This window comes from Streptomyces sp. NPDC051636, from assembly GCF_044453765.1.
Lineage (GTDB): Bacteria > Actinomycetota > Actinomycetes > Streptomycetales > Streptomycetaceae > Streptomyces.
The window spans coordinates 218692-242675 of record NZ_JBITDA010000010.1; the positions used below are offsets into that span (position 1 = coordinate 218692).

The following is a 23984-nucleotide window of genomic DNA, read 5'->3' on the forward strand; positions in this document are numbered from 1 at the left end:
GTCACCCCCGTCCCCACGGGCTCCCCGCTCCGGTGCGTGTTCCCCCGTACGCACCGGGGCGGGGTTTTTTCTCCCCTCTTTGTTCCGCCGGGGAACAATGTGTACCGTCAGCCTGTCGTCACCGTGTCCACGGGACGGTCGGTCGGCTGCCGACGCCCCGGGGACGGTTAGGCTCTAGGCGCAGGGCACAGCCGTAAGGCACACAGCCCCGCACTTTCAGCGTCACATCCAAGAAGGAGATGCTCGTGCCGTCCATCGACGTCGTCGTAGCCCGGGAAATCCTGGACTCCCGAGGCAACCCCACGGTCGAGGTCGAGGTCGGCCTCGACGACGGCAGCACGGGGCGTGCCGCCGTTCCGTCCGGCGCCTCGACGGGCGCCTTCGAGGCCATCGAGCTCCGCGACGGTGACCCGAACCGCTACCTGGGCAAGGGCGTCGAGAAGGCCGTCCTCGCCGTCATCGAGCAGATCGGCCCGGAGCTGGTCGGCTACGACGCCACCGAGCAGCGTCTGATCGACCAGGCGATGTTCGATCTGGACGCCACCGACAACAAGGGCTCCCTCGGCGCCAACGCCATCCTCGGCGTCTCCCTCGCCGTCGCCCACGCCGCCTCCGAGGCCAGCGACCTCCCCCTCTTCCGCTACCTGGGCGGCCCGAACGCGCACCTGCTGCCGGTGCCGATGATGAACATCCTGAACGGCGGCTCGCACGCCGACTCCAACGTGGACATCCAGGAGTTCATGATCGCCCCGATCGGCGCGGAGTCCTTCTCCGAGGCGCTGCGCTGGGGCGCCGAGGTCTACCACACCCTGAAGAAGGTCCTGAAGAACAAGGGCCTGGCCACCGGCCTCGGCGACGAGGGCGGCTTCGCCCCGAACCTCGGCTCCAACCGCGAGGCTCTCGACCTCATCCTCGAGGCCATCAAGGAGGCCGGTTACGCCCCCGGCGAGCAGATCGCCCTCGCCCTCGACGTCGCCGCGTCCGAGTTCTACAAGGACGGCGTCTACGTCTTCGAGGGCAAGGAGCGCTCCGCCGCCGAGATGACGGAGTACTACGCCGAGCTCGTCGAGGCGTACCCGCTCGTCTCCATCGAGGACCCGCTGTTCGAGGACGACTGGGAGGGCTGGAAGACCATCACCGCCAAGCTCGGTGACAAGGTCCAGCTCGTCGGGGACGACCTGTTCGTCACCAACCCCGAGCGCCTGCAGCGCGGCATCGAGGACGGCGCCGCCAACGCCCTGCTGGTCAAGGTCAACCAGATCGGCTCGCTGACCGAGACCCTGGACGCCGTCGAGCTGGCCCAGCGCAACGGCTACAAGTGCATGATGTCGCACCGTTCCGGCGAGACCGAGGACGTCACCATCGCCGACCTGGCCGTCGCCACCAACTGCGGCCAGATCAAGACCGGCGCCCCGGCCCGCTCCGAGCGCGTCGCCAAGTACAACCAGCTGCTGCGCATCGAGGAGATCCTCGACGACGCGGCGGTGTACGCGGGCCGCAGCGCCTTCCCGCGCTTCAGGGGCTACGAAGAGGTCTCCAAGGGCTGACCCAACCGGTCAGGCCCGAGTAGGGCCTAGCCAGTCGTACGTACGTCCCCGTACCCGGTCCCGTACCGTGTCCGGGGACGTACGCACGTAGGAAGCACGCAGGGGAGGCGGAGAGCCAGATGGCCGCGAAGGAACGGGACCGTTTCTCCACCGCGACCAGGATCCGGCTGCTCGGCGAGCAGACGGCGGCCCGGGTCTACCGCTCCCAGACCAAACGGCAGGCCCGCCGCTCCCGGCTCACCAGCCGGGCCGCGCTGCTCGCCCTCGTGGTCTGCTCGCTGGTGGTGGCCCTGGCCTACCCGATGCGGCAGTACGTCTCCCAGCGCGCCCAGATCGCCGACCTGGAGCGGCAGAAGAAGCAGGCCGGCGAACGGGTCGAGCAGCTGCGCGATCTCAAGGCACGCTGGCGGGACGACGCGTACGCCGAGCAGCAGATCCGGCGGCGGCTGCACTATGTGATGCCGGGGGAGACCGGATACGTCGTGATCGACCCGGACGCGGCCAAGCAGGCGCGCGCCGACCTGGTGGCGGCCGACCGCCCCTGGTACGCGAACGTCTGGGACGGGGTCGACAAGTCCGACGCCTCCGACCAGTGAACCCACAGAGAGACTTTCGTACAGGCATGGAAACGCCCCCGCCCCACACCCCGCGCACCGAACCCACCGAGGCGGACGTCGAGGCCTTCAAGCAGCAGCTCGGGAGGCCGCCGCGCGGACTGCGCGCGATCGCGCACCGGTGCCCCTGCGGGCAGCCGGACGTCGTCGAGACGGCCCCCCGGCTGCCCGACGGCACGCCCTTCCCGACGCTGTACTACCTGACGTGCCCGCGCGCCGCGTCGGCCATCGGCACGCTCGAGGCCGACGGCGTGATGAAGGAGATGACGGAGCGGCTGGCCACCGACCCGGAGCTCGCGGCCGCCTACCGCGCCGCCCACGAGGACTACATCCGGCGCCGGGACGAGATCGAGGAGCTGACGGGCTTCCCCAGTGCGGGCGGCATGCCGGACCGGGTGAAGTGCCTGCACGTCCTCGTCGCCCACTCACTGGCCGCCGGCCCGGGCGTCAACCCGCTGGGCGACGAGGCGCTGGCGATGCTGCCGGAGTGGTGGCGCAAGGGGCCGTGCGTCGTTCCGGCCGCCGACGAGTGACCGTGGCTCCGCTGCCGTTCCCGGGGGCCGCACCCCAAGATCCCCCTTCGGCCTGAACGGCCTCGTCCACAAGCGCCGGACGGGCCAGGACATGCCGGCCGGCGCTGCAATGCCTCCCGATCACAGAAGGGCCCACCCATGACCCGCGTCGCCGCCATCGACTGCGGTACGAACTCCATCCGTCTGCTCGTCGCCGACGCGTACCCGGAGACCGGTGAACTCGTCGAGCTGGACCGGCGTATGACCATCGTGCGGCTCGGGCAGGGCGTCGACCGCACCGGGCGGCTCGCCCCTGAGGCACTGGAGCGGACCTTCGCCGCCTGCCGTGAGTACGCGGCGGTCATCAAGGAACACGGCGCCGAGCGGCTGCGCTTCGTCGCCACCTCCGCCTCCCGCGACGCCGAGAACAGGGACGAGTTCGTGCGTGGGGTCGTCGGCATCCTCGGGGTCGAGCCCGAGGTGATCACCGGTGACCAGGAGGCCGAGTTCTCCTTCACCGGCGCCACGAAGGAGCTGACGGGGCGTGAGGACCTCGCGCGGCCCTTCCTCGTGGTGGACATCGGCGGCGGCTCCACCGAGTTCGTCGTCGGCGACGACCACGTACGCGCCGCACGTTCCGTCGACGTCGGCTGCGTGCGGATGACCGAGCGGCACCTGGTGCGCGACGGCAAGGTGAGCGACCCGCCCACCGAGGAGCAGATCGCCGCGACAAGGGCGGACATCGAGGCGGCCCTCGACCTCGCCGAGGAGACGGTCCCGCTGCGCGAGGCGCGCACGCTGGTCGGGCTCGCCGGCTCCGTCACCACGGTGTCGGCGATCGCGCAGGACCTGCCCGAGTACGACTCCGAGGCCATCCACCACTCCCGGATCCCCCGCGACCGCGTCCGCGAGATCACCGGTGGGCTGCTCCACTCCACCCACGCCGAGCGCGCGGCGATCCCCTCCATGCACCCGGGGCGGGTCGACGTCATCGGCGCCGGTGCCCTCGTCCTGCTCGCGATCATGGAGCGGATCGGTGCCGAGGAGGTCGTTGTGAGCGAGCACGACATCCTCGACGGCATCGCTTGGTCGGTGGCCTGACTCTCATTTATTACCGATCAGTAGCCGTCGGGTGAGCAGGTCGGATAACGTTTGAGCGGCACCGAGGAGCCTTCGCGGGCCCCTCCGTGACGCCCCGCCGGAAAAGTTCGTGAAGTTCTTCACAAGGAATTCGGCCCGCTCGAGGGATCCAAGAGGTTCTCTTGAGCCGTTCGGGGGTCCAACAGGCCCGGGAGCGCCCTCAGGAGAACGTTGCGGACCGGTGTCCCGCAGGAGTCCCGCAGAGGTGTTTCCGGGGACTCACAGGGGGCGTCGTCAGCCGGAGAGGCAGCTCACGCGGCATTGACAACAGGTCGCGGCGGCGGCTGGTTCCTGCCCGCAATCATGACCTGCGTCACGCGGGCCGCGGAGTTTAACACAGGCCTTCAACAACCTTGTGAAGGGGCGCACGAGCGACCCCCCATCGGCGGGTGGATACTCGATTCCATGAGCACCACGGAGCGTCCCAGGATCCTCGTAGTAGGCGGTGGGTACGTAGGCCTGTACGCAGCTCGGCGCATTCTCAAGAAGATGCGCTACGGCGAGGCGACCGTCACGGTCGTCGACCCCCGGTCGTACATGACCTACCAGCCCTTCCTGCCCGAAGCCGCCGCCGGCAGCATCTCCCCTCGCCACGTCGTCGTCCCGCTGCGGCGCGTGCTGCCGAAGGCGGAGGTCCTCACCGGCCGGGTGACCACCATCGACCAGGACCGCAAGGTCGCCACGATCGCCCCGCTGGTCGGCGAGGCGTACGAGCTGCCCTTCGACTACCTCGTCATCGCGCTCGGCGCCGTCTCCCGGACCTTCCCGATCCCCGGCCTCGCCGAGCAGGGCATCGGTATGAAGGGCATCGAGGAGTCGATAGGCCTGCGCAACCACGTCCTCGAGCAGCTCGACAAGGCCGACTCCACCGACGACGAGGAGATCCGCCGCAAGGCGCTCACCTTCGTCTTCGTCGGCGGTGGCTTCGCGGGCGCGGAGACCATCGGCGAGGTCGAGGACATGGCCCGGGACGCGGCCAAGTACTACAAGAACGTGTCCCGTGAGGACATGCGCTTCATCCTCGTCGACGCCGCCGACAAGATCCTCCCCGAGGTCGGCCCCAAGCTCGGCCAGTACGGCAAGGAGCACCTCGAGGGCCGCGGTGTCGAGGTCTACCTGTCCACCTCCATGGACTCCTGCGTCGACGGCCACGTCGTGCTCAAGAACGGCCTCGAGGTCGACTCCAACACCATCGTGTGGACCGCGGGCGTCAAGCCGAACCCGGCCCTGGCCCGCTTCGGTCTCCCGCTGGGCCCGCGCGGCCACGTCGACTGCGAGCCCACGCTGCAGGTCAAGGGCACGGACTACATCTGGGCCGCCGGTGACAACGCCCAGGTGCCGGACGTCGCCGCCCGCAAGGCCGGCGTGGAGAACGCCTGGTGCCCGCCGAACGCCCAGCACGCGCTGCGTCAGGCCCGCGTCCTCGGCGACAACGTGATCTCCGGCATGCGGGGCTTCCCGCAGAAGGAGTACAGCCACGCCAACAAGGGCGCGGTGGCGGGCCTGGGCCTGCACAAGGGCGTCGCGATGATCGTCATGGGCAAGATGAAGATCAAGCTCAAGGGCCGTCTCGCCTGGTACATGCACCGTGGCTACCACGGTCTGGCCATGCCGACCTGGAACCGCAAGATCCGCGTCTTCGCCGACTGGACGCTCGCCATGTTCCTCAAGCGCGAGGTCGTCTCCCTCGGCGCCATGGAGAACCCCCGCGAGGAGTTCTACGAGGCCGCCAAGCCGGCGCCGGTCGCTGCCGCGAGCAAGAAGACCGAGGAGAAGGCCAAGGCCTCCTGACCACCACCGGTCACCGAACCAACCGAAGGACCTCCCGCCATCCGTGGTGCGGGAGGTCCTTCGGCGTTCCGGGTCCTGCGGCGTTGCGCGGCCCTCGGCGTTGCGCGGAAAGGGTGTTTGCCCAGACGTAACACCCTTGCGGGACTGCGCCGAGGGCATCTTGATGTTTACGTGGTGAAGGACATTCCGGGGTTCGTCGTCACGGAGGTGTGCGCCATGGCCGACGCCGCGTCGCGGCTCAAGAGCCTGCTCGAACAGTTGGTGGGAGCCCCGCTCCCGGTGCGCATCCGCGCCTGGGACGGTTCGCAGGGTGGGCCGCCCGACGCACCGATGATGGTCGTCCGCAACCGCCGCGCACTGCGCCGGCTGCTGTTCAAACCGGGCGAACTGGGCCTGGCCCGCGCCTGGGTGGCCGGCGACCTGGACGTCGAGGGGGACCTGTACGCCGCCCTCGACGCGATGGCCGGCCTGGTGTGGGAGCGCGGGGAGGACGCCCGCACCCTCGCCCAGGCGCTGCGCGACCCCGAGGTCAGGGCCGCCGCCCTCGGGCTGCTGAAGCTCGCCGGCCCCCCGATCCCGCCCGCGCCGCCCCGCGAGGAGGTCCGCCGACGCCCCCACCTGCACACCAAGCGCAGCGACAGACGCGCCATCAGCCACCACTACGACGTCGGCAACGACTTCTACGAGATCGTCCTCGGCCCGTCCATGGTGTACTCCTGCGCCTACTGGGACGAGGCCGGCACCCTGGAGTCCGCCCAGCGCGACAAGCTCGAACTGGTCTGCCGCAAGCTCGCCCTGACGCCCGGCCGGCGACTCCTCGACGTCGGCTGCGGCTGGGGCTCGATGGCGATCCACGCGGCCCGCGAGCACGGCGTGGGCGTCGTCGGTGTCACCCTCTCCCAGGAGCAGGCCGCCTACGCCCGCAAGCGCGTCGCCGACGCGGGCCTCACCGACCGGGTGGAGATCAGGGTGCAGGACTACCGGGACGTCACCGACGGCCCGTACGACGCGATCTCCTCCATCGGCATGGCCGAACACGTCGGTGCCGAGCGCTACCTGGAGTACGCGAGGAACCTGTACGACCTGCTCAAGCCCGGCGGACGGCTCCTGAACCACCAGATCGCCCGCCGCCCGCAGCGCGACGAGACGACGTACCACGTGGACGAGTTCATCGACGCCTACGTCTTCCCCGACGGCGAGCTCGCCCCCCTCGGCAGTACGGTGACCCAGCTGGAGCGGGCCGGCTTCGAGGTCCGCGACGTGGAGTCGATCCGCGAGCACTACGGCCTCACCCTGCGCCGGTGGGTCGCCAATCTGGAGGCCGACTGGCCGCGCGCCGTCCGGCTCGCCGGCCCCGGCCGGGCCCGCGTCTGGCGCCTGTACATGGCGGCCTCCGCCCTCGCCTTCGAACGCAACCGCATTGGCGTCAACCAGGTCCTGGCCGTCCGCACCCCCGACTCGGGCGAGTCCGGGCTGCCGCTGCGCTCCCGTACCTGGGGCTGAACGCGCGAGGCCACGCTCCCCGGCGAAGGGAGAGCGGGGCCTCGGCGTCCGTACGGCTACTCCGACTTGATGGCCGCCAGCATGTTCAGCCGTGCTGCCCGCCGGGCCGGCCACAGGGCCGCCAGGACGCCGACCGTGCCGGCCAGCAGCAGGAAGACCGCGATCCGGGCCCATGGCACGACCAGTTCGTAGCTCGCCATCTTCGTACCGAGCAGTTCACCGGCCGCCCAGCCGAAGAACACGCCCAGGCCGATGCCCAGCACCCCGCCGAAGACGGAGATGACCAGGGACTCCAGGCGGACCATCCGCTTGACGGCCTTGCGGTCCAGGCCGATCGCGCGGAGCATGCCGATCTCCTGGGAGCGCTCGAAGACGGACATGGCCAGGGTGTTGATGACCCCGAGGACCGCCACGATCACCGCCATCGCGAGCAGGCCGTAGACCATGTTCAGCATCAGCGTGAACATCTTCGCGATGGAGTTGGACAGGTCCTTCTTGTCCTGGACCTTGATCGCCGGGGTGTCCCCCAGCACCTTCTCCAGCTTGTCCTTGGTCGCGCTGGCGGCGCCGTCCGCCGTCTTGACCAGGACCTGCATGTCGGCCGGGTCGCTCTGGTGGGGGGCCAGGGCCGTGTTGTCCAGCATGATGCCCTGGATCATGTCGTTGCCCTCGTACACCCCGGCGACCGTCAGCTTCTGCTGCTTGCCGTCCTCGTAGTGCACCGTGAAGCCCGAACCGGCCTTCCAGCCATGGGACGTGGCGGTGTCGTCGTCGACGACCACCTGCGAGCCGCGCACCGTGAAGGAGCCGTCGTCGACCTTCAGGTCCGTCAGCCCGCCGATCGCCGGGCCGTTGACGCCCGTCAGGTACTCCGTCTGCCCGTCGATACGGGAGGGCGCGTTGCGCAGCGGGCTGACGGCGGTGACGCCGTCGGTGGCGGCGAGTTTCCCGGCCACCTGCGGGGAGAGCTCGTTGCCGTTGGCCATCGACACCACGTAGTCCGCGCGGATCGCCGCGCTCGCCATCTTGTCGATCGACTTCTGCAGGCTGCCCGCCATCACCGTCATACCGGTGATCAGGGTCAGACCGATCATCAGCGCGGATGCGGTGGCGGCCGTACGGCGCGGGTTGCGCACCGAGTTCTGCCGGGCCAGCTTGCCGGAGACCCCGAACACGCGCAGCACCGGCGCGGCGGCCGCGATCAGCGGGCGGGACAGCAGCGGGGTCAGCACGAACACGCCGATGATCAGCAGTACGGCCCCCAGACCCATCGGGGCCTGGCCGTCCGAGCCGTCCATCGTCGTGGCCGCCAGGACCACCGCCACGCCGGCCGCCGAGAACAGGGCGCCGATCGTGTTGCGCAGCACCAGCGACTTGGTGGACGCCTTCGCGTGCACCGCGCTCATCGCGGCGACCGGCGGGATCTTCGCGGCGCGGCGGCCGGGCAGCCAGGCGGCCAGCATGGTGATGACGACGCCGACCACGAGGGCGGCGACGACCGTGCCGGGCGTGATGACCAGCGGGCCGTCCGGGACGGTCGCGCCCAGCGAGCCCATCAGCGACCGCAGTCCGGCGCCGATGCCGATACCGGCGGCCAGACCGGTCACGCCGGCGACCGTGCCCACCACGAACGCCTCGAGCAGCACCGACCGGGTGACCTGGCGGCGGGAGGCGCCGACCGCGCGCAGCAGGGCCAGCTCCTTGGTGCGCTGGGCCACCAGCATGGTGAAGGTGTTGGCGATGATGAACGTGCCGACGAAGAGCGCGATGCCCGCGAAGACCAGCAGACCCTGCTTCAGTCCGCTCATCGAGGAGGCGATCATGTCCGCCTGGTCGTCGGCGAGTTGCGTCCCGGTGGTGGTCTCCACCAGCTTCTTCGGCAGGGCGGCGTCCAGCGCGGCCTTCAGCGCGGTCTGGCTGGTTCCCGGCTTCGCCCTGACGTCGATCTCGTCGTACGTGCCCGGTTTTCCGAACAGCTTCTGCGCGGTCGCCGTGTCGAACAGCGCGAGGCTGCCGCCGGCGGCGACGTTGCCGTCGTCGGTGGTGAAGATGCCGCTGATGACCGGGGCCAGCACCGGGCCGTCGACCGAGATGTGCACGCGGTCACCGATCTTGTAGCCGGCCCGCTCGGCGGTCCTGGAGTCGATCAGGACCTCGCCCCTGCCGCTCGGGGCGTGGCCGCCGACCAGCGGGTACCGGGCGTCCTTGGTGCCCCAGTAGTTCCCGCCCTCGGACTGCCAGCCGCCGCCGATCAGGTTGCCGTCCTTGTCGGCGATGGCGGTGAAACCGGTGACGACGCCGGTCGCGGAGGCGGCCCCCGGCACCTTCGCGCTCTTGTCGAGCAGCGCCTGCGTCAGCTCGGGGGTCTTGCCGACGGTGTCGCCCTTGTCCTCCTGGCTCTCGGCCGTGACGGCGACGTCGACCTGGCCGAAGCCCTTGGCGGAGCTCTTCTGGTAGGCGTCGGAGATGGTGTTGGTGAAGACCAGCGTCCCGGACACGAACGCCACGCCGAGCATGACGGCGAGCACGGTCATCAGGAGCCGGGCCTTGTGCGCGAGTACGTTGCGCAGGGCGGTGCGGAACATCAGCTCGTACGGCCCTTCGCGTCGAACTGCTTCATGGTGTCCAGGACGGACTCCGCCGTGGGCCCGTACACCTCGTCGACGATCCGCCCGTCGGCCAGGAACACCACCCGGTCCGCGTAGGCCGCGGCCACCGGGTCGTGGGTGACCATCACGACCGTCTGCCCCAACTCCCGTACGGAGTTGCGCAGGAAGCCCAGCACCTCGGCGCCGGAGCGCGAGTCGAGGTTTCCGGTCGGTTCGTCGCCGAAGATGATGTCGGGCTTGGAGGCCAGGGCGCGGGCGACGGCGACGCGCTGCTGCTGGCCGCCGGAGAGCTGGGACGGCCGGTGGCTGAGCCGCCCCGACAGCCCGACCATCTCAATGACCGTGTCCAGCCACTGCTTGTCCGGCTTGCGGCCCGCGATGTCCATCGGGAGGGTGATGTTCTCCAGCGCCGTCAGCGTCGGCAGCAGGTTGAACGCCTGGAAGATGAACCCGATCTTGTCCCGGCGCAGCTTGGTCAGCTGCTTGTCCTTCAGGGAGCCCAGCTCGGTCTCGCCGATCCGCACGGACCCGGAGGAGAAGGTGTCCAGCCCGGCCACGCAGTGCATCAGCGTGGACTTGCCGGACCCGGACGGCCCCATGATCGCGGTGAACTCGGCCTGGCGGAAGTCGACGGAGACCCGGTCCAGGGCGACCACCCGGGTCTCACCCTGCCCGTAGATCTTCGACAGCTCCGCGGCGCGCGCGGCCACGGCCGTGGTCCGGCCGGCGGTGGGTGTGGTGGTCACGGAAAAGTGCTCCTGTCGGGACGACGGCGTTCATGGGGACGTGATCCATCGTCCCGGCCGCCTTGCGTCCTGGAGTCACCCGCTGTTCCGGTTCCGGGGGCCGACTGCGGTCGGACCGGGCGGCGTCATGTCATACCTGGGGATGACAGCGGACCCTCAGAGTCGTGGACACACTGTCGATAACAGGTGGAGCCACCTCGTTTGGACGGTGAAATTCCGTCATTCCGTGTACGCGGGCACCCACCGCGCGTCACGCTGCTGGCAAGTGCGGATGGCGCGTTCCATGGGCTGATGCTCCCTCAGACCTCAATAAAATAAGACAACATCGGTCCGCCCGCCCGCTGTTCGGGGGATGTATCCCGATAGGCTCGGGATCTCGATGTGGAATGCAGACACGGCGAGCTTAAACCTCGCTGCCCCTCGCGGGCGTACCGGTTCAAGTCCGGTTCCGGGCACTTCCCGCCCCCGTTTCCCTGATCGATGTACCGCGCAACCTTTGACAGCGGGCGTATGTGGCCGGAGGCTCACGCCGGGAAGTCGGGGAAGAAGACCTCACCAGGCGAACACTGCGCGAACGCAGCCCGAATGCGTGCGAAAGCATGCGAACGCCCGTCAAGGCGTCGAGCAAAGGGAGCGACCGATGCGCACCGCCGTCGGCATCATCGGAGCCGGCCCCGCCGGGCTCCTCCTCGCGCGGTTGCTGCACACCGCCGGCATCGACTCAGTCGTCCTGGAGGGCCGCGACCGGTCCTGCGTCGGACACCGGCAGCGGGCCGGGATTCCGGAGCAGGGCACGGCGGACGTACCGCGGGCGGCCGGTGCCGGGGAGCGCATCGACCGGGAGGGGCTGCGGCACGACGGGATCGAACTGCGGTTCGCCGGGCGGCGCCATCGCGTGGACTTCCCCGCCTCACCGGCGGCCGGTCCGTGATGGTCTGCGCCCAGACCGAGGCCGCAAGGACCTCATCGCCCTCCAGCTGAAGGAGGGCGGCCGCTGCTGTTCGAGGCGGAGGCGCCGGCCGTCGAGGGGGCCGACACCGACCGCCCGCGGATTCCCTTCCGGCACGCGGGGCGCGAGGACGTGCTGGACTGCGAGTACGTCGTCGGGTGTGACGGCTCTGGGGCGTGTCGAGGAAGGCCGCGCCCGCCGCGCTCTCCCGGGTCTTCGAGCGGACGTACCCCTTCGGCCGGCTCGGCGTCCTCGCCGACGTCGCCCCCTCGCACGACGAGCTGGTCCACGCCCGCCACGACCGCGGCTTCGCCCTGCTGTCCATGCGCCTGCCCGTCACCCGCCACCACCCCTCCGCCGGTCCGAGACCGCCGACGGATGGCGGCTCGAACGCGGGCCCGTCACCCAGAAGTCGGTGACACCGATGCGCTCCTTCGTCCACGAGCCCATGCGGCACGGCCGCCTCTTCCTCGCCGGGGACGCCGCCCACGTCGTGCCGCCGGCCGGTGCCAAGGGGCTGAACCTCACCGTCGGTGACGTCGTCACCTCCGTGCGGGCGCCGGCCCGCCAGCGGCAGACCGGGTCGCCGGAGCCGCTGGACGCCTACTCCGCGACCTGCCTGCGCCGCGTCTGGCAGGCCGAGCGGTTCTCCTGCGACTTGACGGCCCTGCTGCACCGTGCCCCGGACGCCACCGACTTCGAGGACCGCCTTCAGCTCGCCCGCCTGGAGCGGATCGCCTCCTCCCGGGCCGCCAGGACCGGCCTCGCCGAGGCGTACACCGGGCTTCCGTTCGACTGACCGGTTCCGGCCGGGTACCGGTTCGGTGAGGAATGGATCGCTCCGTGGCCGGGAATCACGCATCCGCGTAGCGTGTTGGCCAACACGGAAAGGGAAAGATCCTCCTCAAGTACCAGGGTCATTCCTTTGCCAATCCATTACTCTTGAGCCAAGGCCACGAAGGGTGGCCATGGAGGAGTGAAATGAGGAGCAGCAACCCGGTCTTCTCGCGACGGGGCTTCAGCCGCGACAACGGCTACGCGGGCTTCAACACCGCGCCGCAGGCCGGGTACGCACCGGGCAACCCCTACGCCCAGGGCAACCCGTACGCGCAGAACCCCTACGCGACCAACCCGTACGCCCAGACGGACCAGCAGTACGGCGCTCCGCCGCAGGCCCCGGTCTCCACCGGCCGGATGACGATGGACGACGTCGTCATGCGCTCGGCCATGACGCTCGGCACCGTCGCCGTCGGCGCGGTCCTCGCCTGGGCCCTGCTGCCGGTCTCCGCCGGCAGTTACGGCCTGGCGATCGGCGCCGCCCTGGTCGCGATGGTCCTGGCGCTCGTCCAGAGCTTCAAGCGCACCCCGTCGCCCGCGCTGATCCTGGGATACGCCGCCTTCGAGGGCGTCTTCCTCGGCGTGATCAGCGAGATGTACAACAGCCAGTGGAGCGGCGCCCCGTTCCAGGCGGTGCTCGGCACCATGGCGGTCTCGGCGGCCACCCTGCTGGTCTACAAGGCGGGCTGGATCCGCGTCACCGCCCGGTACGCCCGCATCGGCCTGGCCATCGCCATGGCGTTCGTGCTGGTCATGGCGGTCAACCTGCTGCTGGTCGTGTTCGGCGTAGCCGAGGACGGCGGTCTGCGCAGCTTTGGTCCGCTGGGCGCGGCCGTGGGCATCCTCGCGGTACTCATCGGCGCGTTCTTCCTGACCCTCGACTTCAAGCAGATCGAGGACGGCATCGCCTACGGCGCCCCGCGCAACGAGGCCTGGCTGGCCGCGTTCGGCCTCACCCTGACGCTGGTGTGGATCTACGTGGAGATGCTGCGGCTGGCGGCGATCTTCAGCAACAACGACTAGCGCCTGGTCATCTGGTCACCGCCCAGCGGTAGCGAGAGGGGCCCCGGGTAACCCCGGGGCCCTTCGTCGTTGCGGGTGCGCGGCTAGAGCAGTTTGCGCGCGGCCCTCCTCAGGTCGTATTCGTGGACGATCGCCTTGGCGTGGCCGTACGCGAGGTTGTGCTCGTGCCGGAGCCAGCTGACCTTCTCCTCGAAGCGGAAGAGAGCGGGGCCTTCTTCTACGGCGCGAAGCCAGTCGGAGATTTCACGACCGGTGCAGTGGGGGATGCGGGCGAGCAGGTTGCGGTGGGTCTCCTCGGAGAAGAGTTGGGACATCGGCGCCTCCGTGCGCAAAGGGGATGTAAGCCGGTCCTTCAGGTCACCGTGCCCTAGCGTTGGCGCGTTGGCAACAGTCTCGCTGCGACGCGTTACGCTCACCGCGTGGTTGATACGACGCCCCTGACCCGTGCCGTGGATCATTTCGCCGACCGGTTGCGGGCGGCGCCGCAGAGTCGTCTTCAACGGGGCGCTGCCGCTGAGGCTCTGCGGCTGGCCAGGGAGTTGGCGGTGTGGGCCCAGCGGGTCGAGTGCCCTGGGGCGCAGCCGCGGGAGATGCCGGATGCGGGGATGTTCGCGGCCGCCGACCAGATCACCGTGGCTGGGCACGACTTGGCGATCGTGCTGAAATCCGACGCTGAGGTCGAGGAAGCGGTGCGGTTGGTCGCGGCGGCGCAGAAGCGGGCGGGGGTTTGACCTTCCCGGCGTCTCAGAGGGAGGCGATGACCCTGTCCGCGAGGATGTAGACCGTCTCCTCGCCGCACGCGAACGTCAGTGTGTACGCGCCCGAGATGCCCGAGCCGCCCAGCAGGTAGGGCTTCTCGCCCGTGCGCAGGGACGCCGCCAGGCGTTCGGCTGTTTCGCGGTGGCCGGGGGTCATGCACAGGGTGGTGCCGTCGGCGAAGACGTAGACGTCGAGGGTGCCCAGGGGGCCCGGGCGGACGTCGGTCAGGTCGGTGCGGGAGCCGGCGAGCTGTTCCAGGATGGTGACCGTGCGCTCGTGGTCGTTGACCACCGGCGACTGGACGGGCACGAAGTCGGGGTGGGAGGGGTGACGGCGGCGGGCCGCGGCCAGCTCCGGGGACTCCCCGGCGAACTCGTCGGTGTCCGTGCCGGACTCGGTCACGGGCTCCAGGCCCGCGAAGTCGGCGTGCCGGGGCAGGAACAGCTCGCTGTCGGGCAGGCCGAGCAGGGTGGGCGCGTCGGAGGCGTCACGGGCCTCCTGGGCGGCCCAGAACGCGCGCGCCTCGGCCAGCTCGCGCTCCCGCTCCTCGGCTAGCGCCTCGGCGACGGCCGCGCGTATCTCAGTCGTGTCGGCCGCGCGGGCGGCGGGCAGCAGGGCGCGCATCGCGGCGGCCTGGTTCTCGGCGAGCTGCGTGTGCAGGGCCGCGACCTGCCGGCGCAGCACCAGAAGGGTGCGCAGGACGGCGACGCCCACGGCGCCCGTGGCGGCCGTGGTGAGCAGCAAGGCGATCGGCATGGCGCTCACTGACGTACTCCCGGTTCAAAGTCGACCCCCGACTTCCTACATCAGCTTGAAGGGCGGACTAACCAGCTGTCAGTGCGTAACGTCACGAAACGGACAGGGTAGCGGGTCCCGAAATCGCTTGCACAGCTGTTGTGACCTGCATGGATGTCTCCCCAAAGGGAGTTAGGTCACATCCTGGGGGAGATTGGATCACAAATCGGCCCGGAGCTCGATCCTGCGGGCGAACTCCGGGCCGGTGCGGGACTCAGCTGAGGCGCTCGATGACCATCGCCATGCCCTGGCCGCCGCCGACGCACATCGTCTCCAGGCCGAACTGCTTGTCGTGCCACTGCAGGGAGTTGATGAGCGTGCCGGTGATGCGGGCGCCGGTCATGCCGAAGGGGTGGCCGACGGCGATGGCGCCGCCGTTGACGTTCAGCTTGTCGAGGTCGATGCCGAGGTCGCGGTAGGAGGGGATCACCTGGGCGGCGAAGGCCTCGTTGATCTCGACCAGGTCGATGTCGTCGATGGTGAGTCCGGCGCGGCGCAGCGCCTGCCGCGAGGCCTCGACCGGGCCGAGGCCCATGATCTCGGGGGAGAGGCCCGAGACGCCGGTCGACACGATGCGGGCGAGCGGGGTGAGGCCGAGCTCGCGGGCCTTGGTGTCGGACATGATGACGAGCGCGGCGGCGCCGTCGTTCAGCGGGCAGCAGTTGCCGGCCGTGACCAGGCCGTCCGGCCGGAAGACCGGCTTGAGGCCCTGGACGGCCTCCAGGGTGACGCCGGCGCGCGGGCCGTCGTCCTTGCTGACGACCGTGCCGTCGGGGAGGGTCACCGGGGTGATCTCCCGCTCCCAGAAGCCGTTCTTGATGGCTTCCTCGGCGAGGTTCTGCGAGCGGACGCCGAACTCGTCCATCTCCTGGCGGGTGATGCCCTTGATGCGGGCCAGGTTCTCGGCGGTCTGGCCCATCGAGATGTACGGGTCGGGCAGCAGGCCGTCCTCGCGCGGGTCGTGCCAGGTCGTGCCCTCCTGCTGGGCGACGGCCTCGGTACGGGCCTGCGCCTCGGCGAACAACGGGTTGTACGTGTCCGGGATGTTGTCGGAGTTGCCCTTGGCGTACCGGGAGACCGTCTCGACACCGGCTGAGATGAAGACGTCGCCCTCGCCGGCCTTGATGGCGTGCAGGGCCATGCGGGAGGTCTGCAGGGAGGAGGAGCAGTACCGGGTGATCGTGCAGCCCGGCAGGTGGTCCATGCCCATCTGCACGGCGACGACCCGGCCGAGGTTGTGACCCTGCTCGCCGCCGGGGAGGCCGCAGCCGAGCATCAGGTCGTCGATGTCCTTCGGGTCCAGCTCGGGGACCTTCGCCAGCGCCGCCTGGATGATCGTGGCGGTCAGGTCGTCCGGGCGCAGGTCCTTGAGGGAGCCCTTGACGGCGCGGCCGATGGGGGAGCGGGCGGTCGAGACGATGACGGCTTCGGGCATCACGGCTCCATTGGCGTAAGGGGGAGGGACTCCTGGGAAGTTACCCGTACGTATGGTCCAGGTCACGGGTATCGCTGTGTGACCCTGGCCGCAGTTTCTAAGCGCTTGCTTTTTTCGCGCCTCGCCGCCACCACCCGTTCCCCCCAGGGGCTCGGCCCCTGCGAGCCCGCTACGTCGAAGGCGCCGAAGGTGTCGGCTCCGGGCTCGGCTCCGGCTCCGGTACCCGGCGGCGGCGTCGCCGCTTGAGCAGGGCCCACGGCCCCCTGGGCCCCGTCGGCATCGCTGCGGTGACCTCCGTGCCGGCCTCGGAGGCTGCCTCCGCCGCCGCCCGGGCGACGGGGAGGAAGCCCTCGCGGCGGGAGACGTCGGGGCGTTCCTCTTCCGCGGGCCACAGACCCAGCGCGGCGCAGACGGTGGGGAGGACCGCCATCGCGGCGGTGGCGTAGCCCTCGGCGGAGGGGTGGTAGTTGTCGGGGCCGAACAGCTCGCGCGGGTTCGCGGCGAACTCGGGGCCCAACAGGTCGCCCAGTGACACCGTGCGGCCGCCCTGTTCGACGACCCCGATCGTCTGGGCGGCGGCCAGCTGCCGGGAGGCGCGGCGGGCCAGCCAGCGCAGCGGTTGCTGGACCGGCTCGATGGTGCCCAGATCAGGGCAGGTGCCGACCACCACCTCGGCGCCGGCCGTGCGCAGCCGCCGTACCGCCGCCGAGAGGTGACGGACCGAGCGGGTCGGGGGCATCCGGCGGGTGACGTCGTTCGCGCCGACGATGATCACGCAGATGTCGGGGACGGTGGAGGGATCGGCGAGGACCAGGGCGACCTGGCGGTCCAGGTCGTCCGACTGGGCACCGGGCAGGGCGACATTGCGCAGCTCCACCGGGCGTTCCGCCACCGCGGACAGGCCCGAGGCCAAAAGCGCTCCCGGGGTCTGCCCCGCCCGGTGCACGCCCTGGCCGGCGGCCGTGGAGTCGCCGAGCATGGTCAGGCGCAGGGGTGGTTCGCCGGGGGTGTTGTAGGAGCTGCCGTACACGCCGTCCGCCACCGGCACGCGGCCGCTGGTGCCGTTGCCCACGTGCCGCTTCGCCAGACGCAGCTCGGCCAGCACCACACCGACGGTGGCCGCGCCGACCAGTCCGACCCCGCCACCGCCGTACGCCGCGCCGGCCGCGATCCGCCGGGCCGCTCTCGCCCTCGACATGCTCGTCATGCCTCGCCGCCACCTCCTCGTACCCGTACACCCACTCCTTGCCCCGTACAGGCCGTCGCCCAATCGCAACGCAGAGTGAACGACCGTCACCCGGTCGGCGGGAGCCTTAGGCTGGCGGAACCAATCACGACCGTCTTTTTTGCAAGCAACCGGAGACAACGGTGCGATTCCACGACTCGATGATCAGCCTCGTCGGCAACACCCCGCTGGTGAGGCTCAACAGCGTGACCAAGGGCATCCGGGCGACCGTCCTGGCCAAGGTGGAGTACTTCAACCCGGGCGGTTCCGTGAAGGACCGCATCGCCCTGCGCATGATCGAGGCCGCCGAGCAGAGCGGGGAGCTCAAGCCGGGCGGCACGATCGTCGAGCCGACCAGCGGGAACACCGGCGTGGGCCTGGCCATCGTGGCGCAGCAGAAGGGGTACAAGTGCATCTTCGTGTGCCCCGACAAGGTGAGCACCGACAAGATCAACGTGCTGCGCGCGTACGGGGCGGAAGTGGTGGTCTGCCCGACGGCGGTGGCGCCCGAGCACCCGGACTCGTACTATAACGTCTCCGACCGGCTGGTGCGCGAGACGCCCGGCGCCTGGAAGCCCGACCAGTACTCCAACCCCAACAACCCCCTCTCGCACTATCACTCGACCGGCCCCGAACTGTGGGAGCAGACCGGGGGCAGGATCACCCACTTCGTGGCGGGCGTGGGCACCGGCGGCACCATCTCCGGCACCGGGCGCTATCTGAAGGACGTCAGCGACGGCGAGGTCAAGGTGATCGGCGCCGACCCGGAGGGGTCCGTCTACTCCGGCGGTTCCGGGCGCCCGTACCTCGTCGAGGGAGTCGGTGAGGACTTCTGGCCGACCGCCTACGACCGGACCGTCGCCGACGAGATCGTCGCCGTGTCCGACAAGGACTCCTTCCAGATGACCCGGCGGCTGGCGAAGGAGGAAGGGCTGCTGGTCGGCGGGTCCTGCGGCATGGCCGTCGTGGCGGCGCTGCGGGTCGCCGAGCGGCTCGGGCCGGACGATGTCGTGGTCGTCCTCCTCCCCGACAGCGGGCGCGGCTACCTCAGCAAGATTTTCAACGACGAGTGGATCGGTCAACATGGGTTCAGCGAGGAGACCTCAACCGGCCAGACGGCCGGGGCGGTTCTCGCGCAGAAGGCAGACGCAGGGGAGGGCATCCCGAACTTCGTGCACGTGCACCCTACGGAGACGGTAGGGGAAGCAATCAGCGTGCTGCGCGAGTACGGGGTGTCTCAGATGCCGGTGGTGGCCCCCGGAGCGGGACACCCGGACGTGATGGCGGGAGAGGTGATCGGCGCTGTGGAAGAGCGGGTGTTGCTTCACGCCCTGGTGGCCGACCACGCTCCCTCTGACGCCCCGCTGGAGAAGTACATGTCAGAGCCCCTGCCGGTCGTTGGTTCTGGGGAGCCAGTAGAGCGCCTGATGTCTGCCCTTGAAGGCCGTGATGCGGCGGTGGTCCTGGTGGACGGTAAGCCTGCCGGGATCGTCACCCGCCAAGACCTTTTGGCCTTCCTCGCGAACCCGACAACGTGAGACTCGACAGGAGTGCAGATGGCCACTGAGAAGACTGAGACCACGCAGGAACTCAACGACTGGGTTGCCCAAGAACTGAGCAAGCTTCTGCCCAACATCTCTGAGGAGTCGTGGGCAGAGATATGGACCGTGATCAGCCCTCAGGCCACCTGACCCAAACAGCGGACAAGAGTCGGCCCCCTCTCTGGCTTGGCGAGAGGGGGCCGGCTCGTGTGAGGAGGGCTGTCAAACGGCGCCGAACTCTCCGGCCTTGACGCCTGTCACGAAGGACGAGAACGCATCGGCGGGGAAGTCCAGAACAGAGCCAGCAGGAGTCTTGGAGTCACGGACGGGGACCACGCCGCTTGAGGCGACGAGGTTGGTGGCGACCTCGATGCAGGCGCCGCCGTTGTCGCTGTAGGAGGACTTAAACCAGCGGGGAGAGTTGGTCGTGGTCACGGGGTGCCCTTTCGAAGCTGTTCGATCATGGCTACGGAAGCCGCCTGCGAGAGCGCTTCAGCCTGTAGCTGATGGTAGGCCGTCAACACCGGCAATACTGACGCGGTTTCGCGGTCCAGATGACCCTGGGTCTGAGACTCCGCGTAGCACAGTACGGATCGGTCCGACATCGTCAGCAGGTAGACAGGCAGGTTGACCGGGCGACGCTCGCCTATGTCGTATGGAGCCACCTGGAGCATGGTGTTGGGTTGGTCGGCGAATTTGATCAGCTGCTCAAGCTGGGCGCCCATGACCTCCGAACCGCCGACGGGGCGACGGATGCAGCTCTCGTCCATCACCACCATCAGCATGGGAGGACGTGATCTCTTCAGTGCTTCCTGTCGCTCTGCCAGGGACGAAACTCGTTCGTCTGCTTGCTCTGGCGTAATGGCGCCCCGCTTCACGGCGCTGTTCGCCAGTACCCGCGCGTACTCGGGAGTCTGAAGCAAGCCGGGAATGATCCCAATCTCAAACAACCGGATCTCTACTGCTCGACCCTCGTACCCAACGTACTCAGGGAACCCCTCCAACAAGGAGCCGTGCTGAAGCTCTCGGTACTGGCGCTCGAACGTGTCTACGGTGCCCTCGATGCCGAAGGCGCGGTCAACGCTACGCGAGAAGCGGAGGGTTGGAGGTTTCCGAGCATTTTCGACAGCCGAAATATGCACACTGGAATATTCCGTGCGTTCGGCGAGGTCTTCCTGAGTCCAGCCACGTGCCTCCCGCAGACTGCGTAAACGCGCCCCGTAGGCTGCTTCGGCAGAGGCGTCCGGGTTCAACTCGTTCTTGTTCACGGCCCGTTCGCGACCTTCCATCCGTCAGTGACACGTTGAACGGGTCTCGACTGTAGGCCACGCTGAACCTGTCCGGTAGTGGCAGCACTACGGAGCGCTACAACCGTGCCCGAACGGGAAACGACTTGGGCTCTGGCTGACGACGTGAAGGATGGCGCGATGCTTCCCCACAGCAGAGACGACGATCCGCCGGCAAGCCTGGTGGTTGAGGTCCAAGAAGTCACAATTGCGCTGGCGGGGGCGCTGGAAGAGGCGGGGATCAGGATCCCGCAGTTCCACGCCCGGCTTGCCCCCTCCGAGGCCCGTGACTGGGTTGTCCGGCTCGGTGACGTCAATGTGCGTCATGGCCTCGCCATCTGCAACCTGCTGAGGGATGGCCTCACCCTTCGGCAGAAGTTCCCCGAGGAGTCCGTGAATGCCCAGTCGTGACGCCTCAGACGCCTTGGCGCGGCTCAACGCTCTTCACGGGGCTGGGATGCTGGCTGATACGGGGATCGATCCCTTGGGCGGCTTCCTGTACATCAACTGTCTGGACATCGAGGCGGGTACCGAAGCGCGGGTGATCCACTGATGACGGCCTGGCCCCCGGCCCTCAAGTCGGAAGAACGGAAGGCCCCCAGGAAATTACGGACCTGGAGGTTCACCTCTGACGGTCCCTTCTGGGGCGGGCTGCTCATGTTCGTGATATGGGCGTCAGTGGTCACCTGCATCGTGTCCGCCGTTGTGCGCGGTAACGCCCCCTGAGCCCCCGCTCTGGCCGGATGATCTCCCTTTCTCCCCGGTCTCCGGCCAGAGCGGGTACCACTTCCTTTGTCGGCGCCCGAAGTGGGCGATCTCGCGTGGGGGTGCACGGCGAGTACCGATAGAGGGGCCCGTGAATTGCAGCCATGTCGAGAGTATTAACGGCCTCGTCGGCTGCCTTCCGGTCCGACCCCGGACACGGGCGCACCCAACCCCTTGTAGCTCAGCGGAAGAGCGGCAATGCGGCCTATCGACGCGGGATGCAGTCCGGCACTGTGAGGACCCCGGTTCGAGTCCGGGTGGGGGGACCGCTCGACCCGCTATAACGGGTGGGTCGAGCTGCAAGGCACCACAACTCAATTAGAGGAGTGAGCATGTCTGCACCTGTGATGGAGGCAGTCAAAGCGAGGACGCTGGTTGCTCCAGCGTTCTTCGAGCGACTGTGCCTCCGGGTGGCCAAGACCAACGACCTGGACCGGGAGACCGCTGAGGCGATCACGGAACAGGCCCTGGCGTATCTGGCCACGTCCGCACAGAAGCCCGAAGGGGCCCCGACGCTCTACATGAGCGCAGACGTGGATCCTGCGTGGCACGAGTTCATGACGTACACCCGGCAGTACGACGAGTTCTTCGCGTCGCACGGCTGGCCCAAGGTTCACCACAACCCGTGTGACGGATACGGCGGGGCGGTCTACCCGCCTGCGGCTGAAGTGCTTCCCCTCACGGTGGCTGCAATCCAGGCGGCGGGATACTTCGTGGTCCCGGAGCTGTGGAAGGCGGCCGTGGACTGTGAGGACACGTGCGGCGATGACGGCGGGGGCGGCAACCCGCTGCCGACGTGTGAGCACAGCATCTGACGTCTGCAAGATCGTCTAGGTGATGTCAGCCCCCGCCTTTAGAGTGCTTGGGGCGGGGGCTGACGGTCGGACCGACGAGGTGAGGGAGATAGATGGCGCCACCGATGAGCGGAACTGGCAGGGTGACGATCTTCCCGCTCCTGCATGACTGGGAGACGTCATCTTGGTGCGTCCTCGCCTACGCGACGGCAGACAGCGGCCTTACCGCAGTTCTCGGAGTCATTCCGGTTGAGGGCAACGTGCACGAGCCCGGCGATTTGTTCGCGCTGGCTGGCCGGCACGGCTTCATCGGCGAGTGGAAGGGGTCGCACGAACAACGGTGCGGTTGCTGGCTCGCCTGCACCGGCTACAGTTCGCGGACTGTGAGGAAAGCGGACACGATCGATGTTCCTGAGGTGCGTTGGACGGTCGACATGGCACGGGGCGTTGACCTCGACGGCCCGTACTACGGCCACCGGCGGGTATTTGCTGGCCGGATTTCCCTCGATGATCAGGAACTCATGGAGCAAGCACGTGCGCTGATCCGCCGGGCGGAGCCGAGCCCTGGCGCGTAAGCGGATCTGAGCTGGCCCCGGTCGCCTGCATCCCCCGTGGGGGCGGCCGGGGCTTCTTCATGCAACGGGCCGTCAGTCGGCAGGCGTCAAGGCGTGGCCTTCCCGGCTGCTGGCAGAGCTCTCTATGGCACTCCCCGACACTCATCCGGATAAGTGGTTGACCACTTCGGTATGGGCGATGGATGCTGGCCACTCATCCGGATGAGTGGCTACCCGGTTGATTGGCGGCTGCTCGTCCTCTTCGAGTCGAGAGGATTTCAATCATGGGGCGTAAGGCTCTGCGGGCACTGGTGGTGTCGGGTGCGCTGGTGGCCGGTGTCGGCCTGGTGGGCGTGTCGACGGCGTCGGCCATGCCGGTTGACCCGGGGTACTCGTCGGGTGGCTCCGGCGGAGCGGGGGCGTCGTATCCGGCGGATCGGTCGGTGTTCAAGTCGGCGACGGTGGACGGGTTGCGGGTGCGCACGGGTCCGGGAACGGATCGGGCGATACTCGGCCTGGTCTACGAGGGTCAGCAGGTGCAGGTGATCACCTCTGCCTATGACGACACGGGCCAGGTGTGGGACAAGGTGATGTTGCAGACCGCCTCGGCGGGCGGCCTGCCGAGCGGCTTCATCGGGTGGGTCACGGAGGAGTATCTCTACTGACCCACGACCCAGGAAGGTGATCTAGTGGGCGGCCTCCTCCCTGTCTCGGCAGGGAGGGGGCCGTTTCGTCGTGATTGCGACGTGATCCGTGTTAACTCTGTGCTGACGGTATGGAGTTGGTGTGTTTTTTACTCCGGTTCCATAATCTGACTGTCTGTAGCTGAGCGCTTGCAGGGTGCTCGGGCATAGGCTGCTGGCCTATGTGACCGACACGTGTTCGATTCGATGCGGGCGACCTCCTGTGGTGAACGGCGGCACTTACGGGGGCTGGAAGGGGTGTGCGAACGTGAACGCTCAGGGGGGAGAGTACGGCGGAGCGGATGACGCCGTGTTCGTGCCCGGAGTTGACTACCTGTCAGGTTGGCGTGAAGCGTACGAGGCTGCCGAAGAACTGAACGCCAGCTTAGGCAAACTCGGTGTGGACGCGCGGGCGGCGCAGGCCGTACCTCACGCGGGGGCGCACGGTGAGCCGGTGGTGTGGCTGTGTCCGGAGGGTGCCCGGTTGATCGCGCGAGTGCTGGAACCAGAGGGAAGGGGAGACGGGATGGGGCGGGATGCCTGGCGTACGGCGGCGGGCTCGCGCGTGTGGGTCGAGACCGATAGGCGCGGGGAGTTCATCCGGTGCGAAGGGTGCCGACGGCCGATCCTGATCACGGGTGCGGGCCCTGCTCGGTTCGCCGCTGAGCAGCACGCACGGACGTGCCGGAACTAGCGGGGGAGGCTGCCTCGGTGTGCGGGGGCCGGCTGACTGCGGGTCGTCGGCTACAGCTCCTCACGACGACGGCACCGTGTGAAATCACGTGCGTGGTGACCTCACGCGCGCACGGATCTTGACCACGACGAAACCTTGTTCGCGCGTGAGGTTGCCACGCGTGGGCGGGGTCCAGGGGTGCG

General features: G+C 68.9%; 23 protein-coding genes, 1 tRNA gene and 1 pseudogene. 17 read left to right on the top strand and 8 right to left on the bottom strand.

The genetic code is table 11. The features are described from left to right. Positions 1-245 precede the first annotated feature (245 nt). The 6 genes from eno to ACIBBH_RS20235 all read left to right on the top strand — a co-directional run bounded on the left by eno (position 246) and on the right by ACIBBH_RS20235 (position 7107). The gene (eno, locus tag ACIBBH_RS20210) at positions 246-1547 is read left to right on the top strand and encodes a phosphopyruvate hydratase (RefSeq protein ID WP_399406403.1); all 1302 of its coding nucleotides are present in this window, start codon (positions 246-248) and stop codon (positions 1545-1547) included. 119 nt (positions 1548-1666) lie between these two features. Further along, positions 1667-2143 carry a septum formation initiator family protein gene (locus ACIBBH_RS20215; protein WP_399406405.1) on the top strand — a complete coding sequence of 159 codons (477 nt, stop codon included), beginning with the start codon at positions 1667-1669 and terminating at the stop codon, positions 2141-2143. 26 nt (positions 2144-2169) lie between these two features. Beyond that, positions 2170-2694 (top strand): DUF501 domain-containing protein, encoded by a 525-nt coding sequence (locus ACIBBH_RS20220; protein WP_399406407.1) that lies wholly within the window; start codon positions 2170-2172, stop codon positions 2692-2694. Positions 2695-2832: 138 nt separating this feature from the next. Further along, positions 2833-3774 (top strand): exopolyphosphatase, encoded by a 942-nt coding sequence (locus tag ACIBBH_RS20225; protein WP_399406409.1) that lies wholly within the window; start codon positions 2833-2835, stop codon positions 3772-3774. Between the two features lie 444 nt (positions 3775-4218). Continuing rightward, positions 4219-5604, top strand: coding sequence for an NAD(P)/FAD-dependent oxidoreductase (locus tag ACIBBH_RS20230; protein WP_399406411.1), 1386 nt, complete (start codon positions 4219-4221; stop codon positions 5602-5604). Between the two features lie 216 nt (positions 5605-5820). Further along, positions 5821-7107 carry a class I SAM-dependent methyltransferase gene (locus ACIBBH_RS20235; RefSeq protein WP_399406461.1) on the top strand — a complete coding sequence of 429 codons (1287 nt, stop codon included), beginning with the start codon at positions 5821-5823 and terminating at the stop codon, positions 7105-7107. Between the two features lie 56 nt (positions 7108-7163). Here ACIBBH_RS20235 and ACIBBH_RS20240 read toward each other — a convergent pair whose 3' ends face one another. Beyond that, entirely contained in the window at positions 7164-9692 is a 2529-nt protein-coding gene (locus ACIBBH_RS20240; protein WP_399406413.1) for an ABC transporter permease, read from the bottom strand. Next, complete coding sequence (locus ACIBBH_RS20245; RefSeq protein ID WP_399406415.1) at positions 9692-10462, bottom strand: ABC transporter ATP-binding protein; 771 nt, start codon at positions 10460-10462, stop codon at positions 9692-9694. Before ACIBBH_RS20245 ends, ACIBBH_RS20240 begins: the two co-directional genes overlap by 1 nt. A 640-nt stretch (positions 10463-11102) precedes the next feature. Between ACIBBH_RS20245 and ACIBBH_RS20250 the strand changes: the two are divergent. Next, a pseudogene (locus ACIBBH_RS20250) lies at positions 11103-12210 on the top strand (4-hydroxybenzoate 3-monooxygenase). Between the two features lie 182 nt (positions 12211-12392). Further along, complete coding sequence (locus ACIBBH_RS20255; RefSeq protein WP_399406417.1) at positions 12393-13271, top strand: Bax inhibitor-1/YccA family protein; 879 nt, start codon at positions 12393-12395, stop codon at positions 13269-13271. A gap of 83 nt (positions 13272-13354) precedes the next feature. On the opposite strand, the gene ACIBBH_RS20260 is transcribed toward ACIBBH_RS20255, so the two are convergent. After that, on the bottom strand, positions 13355-13585 hold the full coding sequence (locus tag ACIBBH_RS20260) for a DUF4287 domain-containing protein (protein ID WP_399406419.1): 231 nt from the start codon (positions 13583-13585) through the stop codon (positions 13355-13357). Between the two features lie 105 nt (positions 13586-13690). Here ACIBBH_RS20260 and ACIBBH_RS20265 point away from each other — a divergent pair, with 105 nt between their 5' ends. Further along, complete coding sequence (locus ACIBBH_RS20265) at positions 13691-14002, top strand: hypothetical protein (RefSeq protein WP_399406421.1); 312 nt, start codon at positions 13691-13693, stop codon at positions 14000-14002. Positions 14003-14015: 13 nt separating this feature from the next. On the opposite strand, the gene ACIBBH_RS20270 is transcribed toward ACIBBH_RS20265, so the two are convergent. The 3 genes from ACIBBH_RS20270 to ACIBBH_RS20280 all read right to left on the bottom strand — a co-directional run bounded on the left by ACIBBH_RS20270 (position 14016) and on the right by ACIBBH_RS20280 (position 17467). Further along, on the bottom strand, positions 14016-14795 hold the full coding sequence (locus ACIBBH_RS20270) for a hypothetical protein (RefSeq protein WP_399406423.1): 780 nt from the start codon (positions 14793-14795) through the stop codon (positions 14016-14018). A gap of 244 nt (positions 14796-15039) precedes the next feature. Continuing rightward, positions 15040-16260, bottom strand: coding sequence for an acetyl-CoA C-acetyltransferase (locus ACIBBH_RS20275; protein WP_399406425.1), 1221 nt, complete (start codon positions 16258-16260; stop codon positions 15040-15042). A gap of 169 nt (positions 16261-16429) precedes the next feature. Beyond that, positions 16430-17467, bottom strand: a complete 1038-nt coding sequence (locus ACIBBH_RS20280; protein ID WP_399406427.1) for an SGNH/GDSL hydrolase family protein — start codon at positions 17465-17467, stop codon at positions 16430-16432. A 161-nt stretch (positions 17468-17628) separates the two neighbouring features. Between ACIBBH_RS20280 and ACIBBH_RS20285 the strand changes: the two genes are divergently transcribed. Next, complete coding sequence (locus ACIBBH_RS20285; RefSeq protein ID WP_399406429.1) at positions 17629-19023, top strand: cystathionine beta-synthase; 1395 nt, start codon at positions 17629-17631, stop codon at positions 19021-19023. Between the two features lie 18 nt (positions 19024-19041). After that, the gene (locus ACIBBH_RS20290) at positions 19042-19176 is read left to right on the top strand and encodes a hypothetical protein (protein ID WP_399406431.1); all 135 of its coding nucleotides are present in this window, start codon (positions 19042-19044) and stop codon (positions 19174-19176) included. Between the two features lie 72 nt (positions 19177-19248). Here the strand turns inward: ACIBBH_RS20290 and ACIBBH_RS20295 are convergent, their stop codons facing one another. Continuing rightward, positions 19249-19461: a DUF397 domain-containing protein gene (locus ACIBBH_RS20295; RefSeq protein WP_399406433.1), complete on the bottom strand. Its 213-nt coding sequence runs from the start codon at positions 19459-19461 to the stop codon at positions 19249-19251. Further along, complete coding sequence (locus ACIBBH_RS20300) at positions 19458-20294, bottom strand: Scr1 family TA system antitoxin-like transcriptional regulator (RefSeq protein WP_399406435.1); 837 nt, start codon at positions 20292-20294, stop codon at positions 19458-19460. The genes ACIBBH_RS20295 and ACIBBH_RS20300 overlap by 4 nt, the downstream gene beginning before the upstream one ends. Before the next feature lie 105 nt (positions 20295-20399). Here ACIBBH_RS20300 and ACIBBH_RS20305 point away from each other — a divergent pair, with 105 nt between their 5' ends. From ACIBBH_RS20305 to ACIBBH_RS20330, 6 genes are all read left to right on the top strand, one after another. Further along, entirely contained in the window at positions 20400-20723 is a 324-nt protein-coding gene (locus ACIBBH_RS20305; RefSeq protein ID WP_399406437.1) for a hypothetical protein, read from the top strand. Continuing rightward, positions 20710-20865 carry a hypothetical protein gene (locus ACIBBH_RS20310; protein ID WP_399406439.1) on the top strand — a complete coding sequence of 52 codons (156 nt, stop codon included), beginning with the start codon at positions 20710-20712 and terminating at the stop codon, positions 20863-20865. Before ACIBBH_RS20305 ends, ACIBBH_RS20310 begins: the two co-directional genes overlap by 14 nt. 382 nt (positions 20866-21247) lie before the next feature. Continuing rightward, a tRNA-OTHER gene (locus tag ACIBBH_RS20315) sits at positions 21248-21343 on the top strand. A 66-nt stretch (positions 21344-21409) separates the two neighbouring features. Next, on the top strand, positions 21410-21892 hold the full coding sequence (locus tag ACIBBH_RS20320) for a hypothetical protein (RefSeq protein ID WP_399406441.1): 483 nt from the start codon (positions 21410-21412) through the stop codon (positions 21890-21892). Between the two features lie 122 nt (positions 21893-22014). Further along, on the top strand, positions 22015-22446 hold the full coding sequence (locus ACIBBH_RS20325) for a hypothetical protein (protein ID WP_399406443.1): 432 nt from the start codon (positions 22015-22017) through the stop codon (positions 22444-22446). Positions 22447-22709: 263 nt separating this feature from the next. Beyond that, positions 22710-23090, top strand: coding sequence for an SH3 domain-containing protein (locus tag ACIBBH_RS20330; RefSeq protein WP_399406445.1), 381 nt, complete (start codon positions 22710-22712; stop codon positions 23088-23090). The last annotated feature ends 894 nt before the right edge of the window (positions 23091-23984 follow it).

What these genes read in the sequence shown, in the direction of transcription:
- ACIBBH_RS20215 (WP_399406405.1), top strand. Translation starts at nt 1,667, where the DNA reads ATGGCCGCGAAGGAACGGGACCGTTTCTCCACCGCGACCAGGATCCGG.
- ACIBBH_RS20220 (WP_399406407.1), top strand. Translation starts at nt 2,170, where the DNA reads ATGGAAACGCCCCCGCCCCACACCCCGCGCACCGAACCCACCGAGGCG.
- ACIBBH_RS20225 (WP_399406409.1), top strand. Translation starts at nt 2,833, where the DNA reads ATGACCCGCGTCGCCGCCATCGACTGCGGTACGAACTCCATCCGTCTG.
- ACIBBH_RS20230 (WP_399406411.1), top strand. Translation starts at nt 4,219, where the DNA reads ATGAGCACCACGGAGCGTCCCAGGATCCTCGTAGTAGGCGGTGGGTAC.
- ACIBBH_RS20235 (WP_399406461.1), top strand. Translation starts at nt 5,821, where the DNA reads ATGGCCGACGCCGCGTCGCGGCTCAAGAGCCTGCTCGAACAGTTGGTG.
- ACIBBH_RS20240 (WP_399406413.1), bottom strand. Translation starts at nt 9,692, where the DNA reads ATGTTCCGCACCGCCCTGCGCAACGTACTCGCGCACAAGGCCCGGCTC.
- ACIBBH_RS20255 (WP_399406417.1), top strand. Translation starts at nt 12,393, where the DNA reads ATGAGGAGCAGCAACCCGGTCTTCTCGCGACGGGGCTTCAGCCGCGAC.
- ACIBBH_RS20260 (WP_399406419.1), bottom strand. Translation starts at nt 13,585, where the DNA reads ATGTCCCAACTCTTCTCCGAGGAGACCCACCGCAACCTGCTCGCCCGC.
- ACIBBH_RS20275 (WP_399406425.1), bottom strand. Translation starts at nt 16,260, where the DNA reads ATGCCCGAAGCCGTCATCGTCTCGACCGCCCGCTCCCCCATCGGCCGC.
- ACIBBH_RS20280 (WP_399406427.1), bottom strand. Translation starts at nt 17,467, where the DNA reads ATGACGAGCATGTCGAGGGCGAGAGCGGCCCGGCGGATCGCGGCCGGC.
- ACIBBH_RS20290 (WP_399406431.1), top strand. Translation starts at nt 19,042, where the DNA reads ATGGCCACTGAGAAGACTGAGACCACGCAGGAACTCAACGACTGGGTT.
- ACIBBH_RS20310 (WP_399406439.1), top strand. Translation starts at nt 20,710, where the DNA reads ATGCCCAGTCGTGACGCCTCAGACGCCTTGGCGCGGCTCAACGCTCTT.
- ACIBBH_RS20320 (WP_399406441.1), top strand. Translation starts at nt 21,410, where the DNA reads ATGTCTGCACCTGTGATGGAGGCAGTCAAAGCGAGGACGCTGGTTGCT.
- ACIBBH_RS20330 (WP_399406445.1), top strand. Translation starts at nt 22,710, where the DNA reads ATGGGGCGTAAGGCTCTGCGGGCACTGGTGGTGTCGGGTGCGCTGGTG.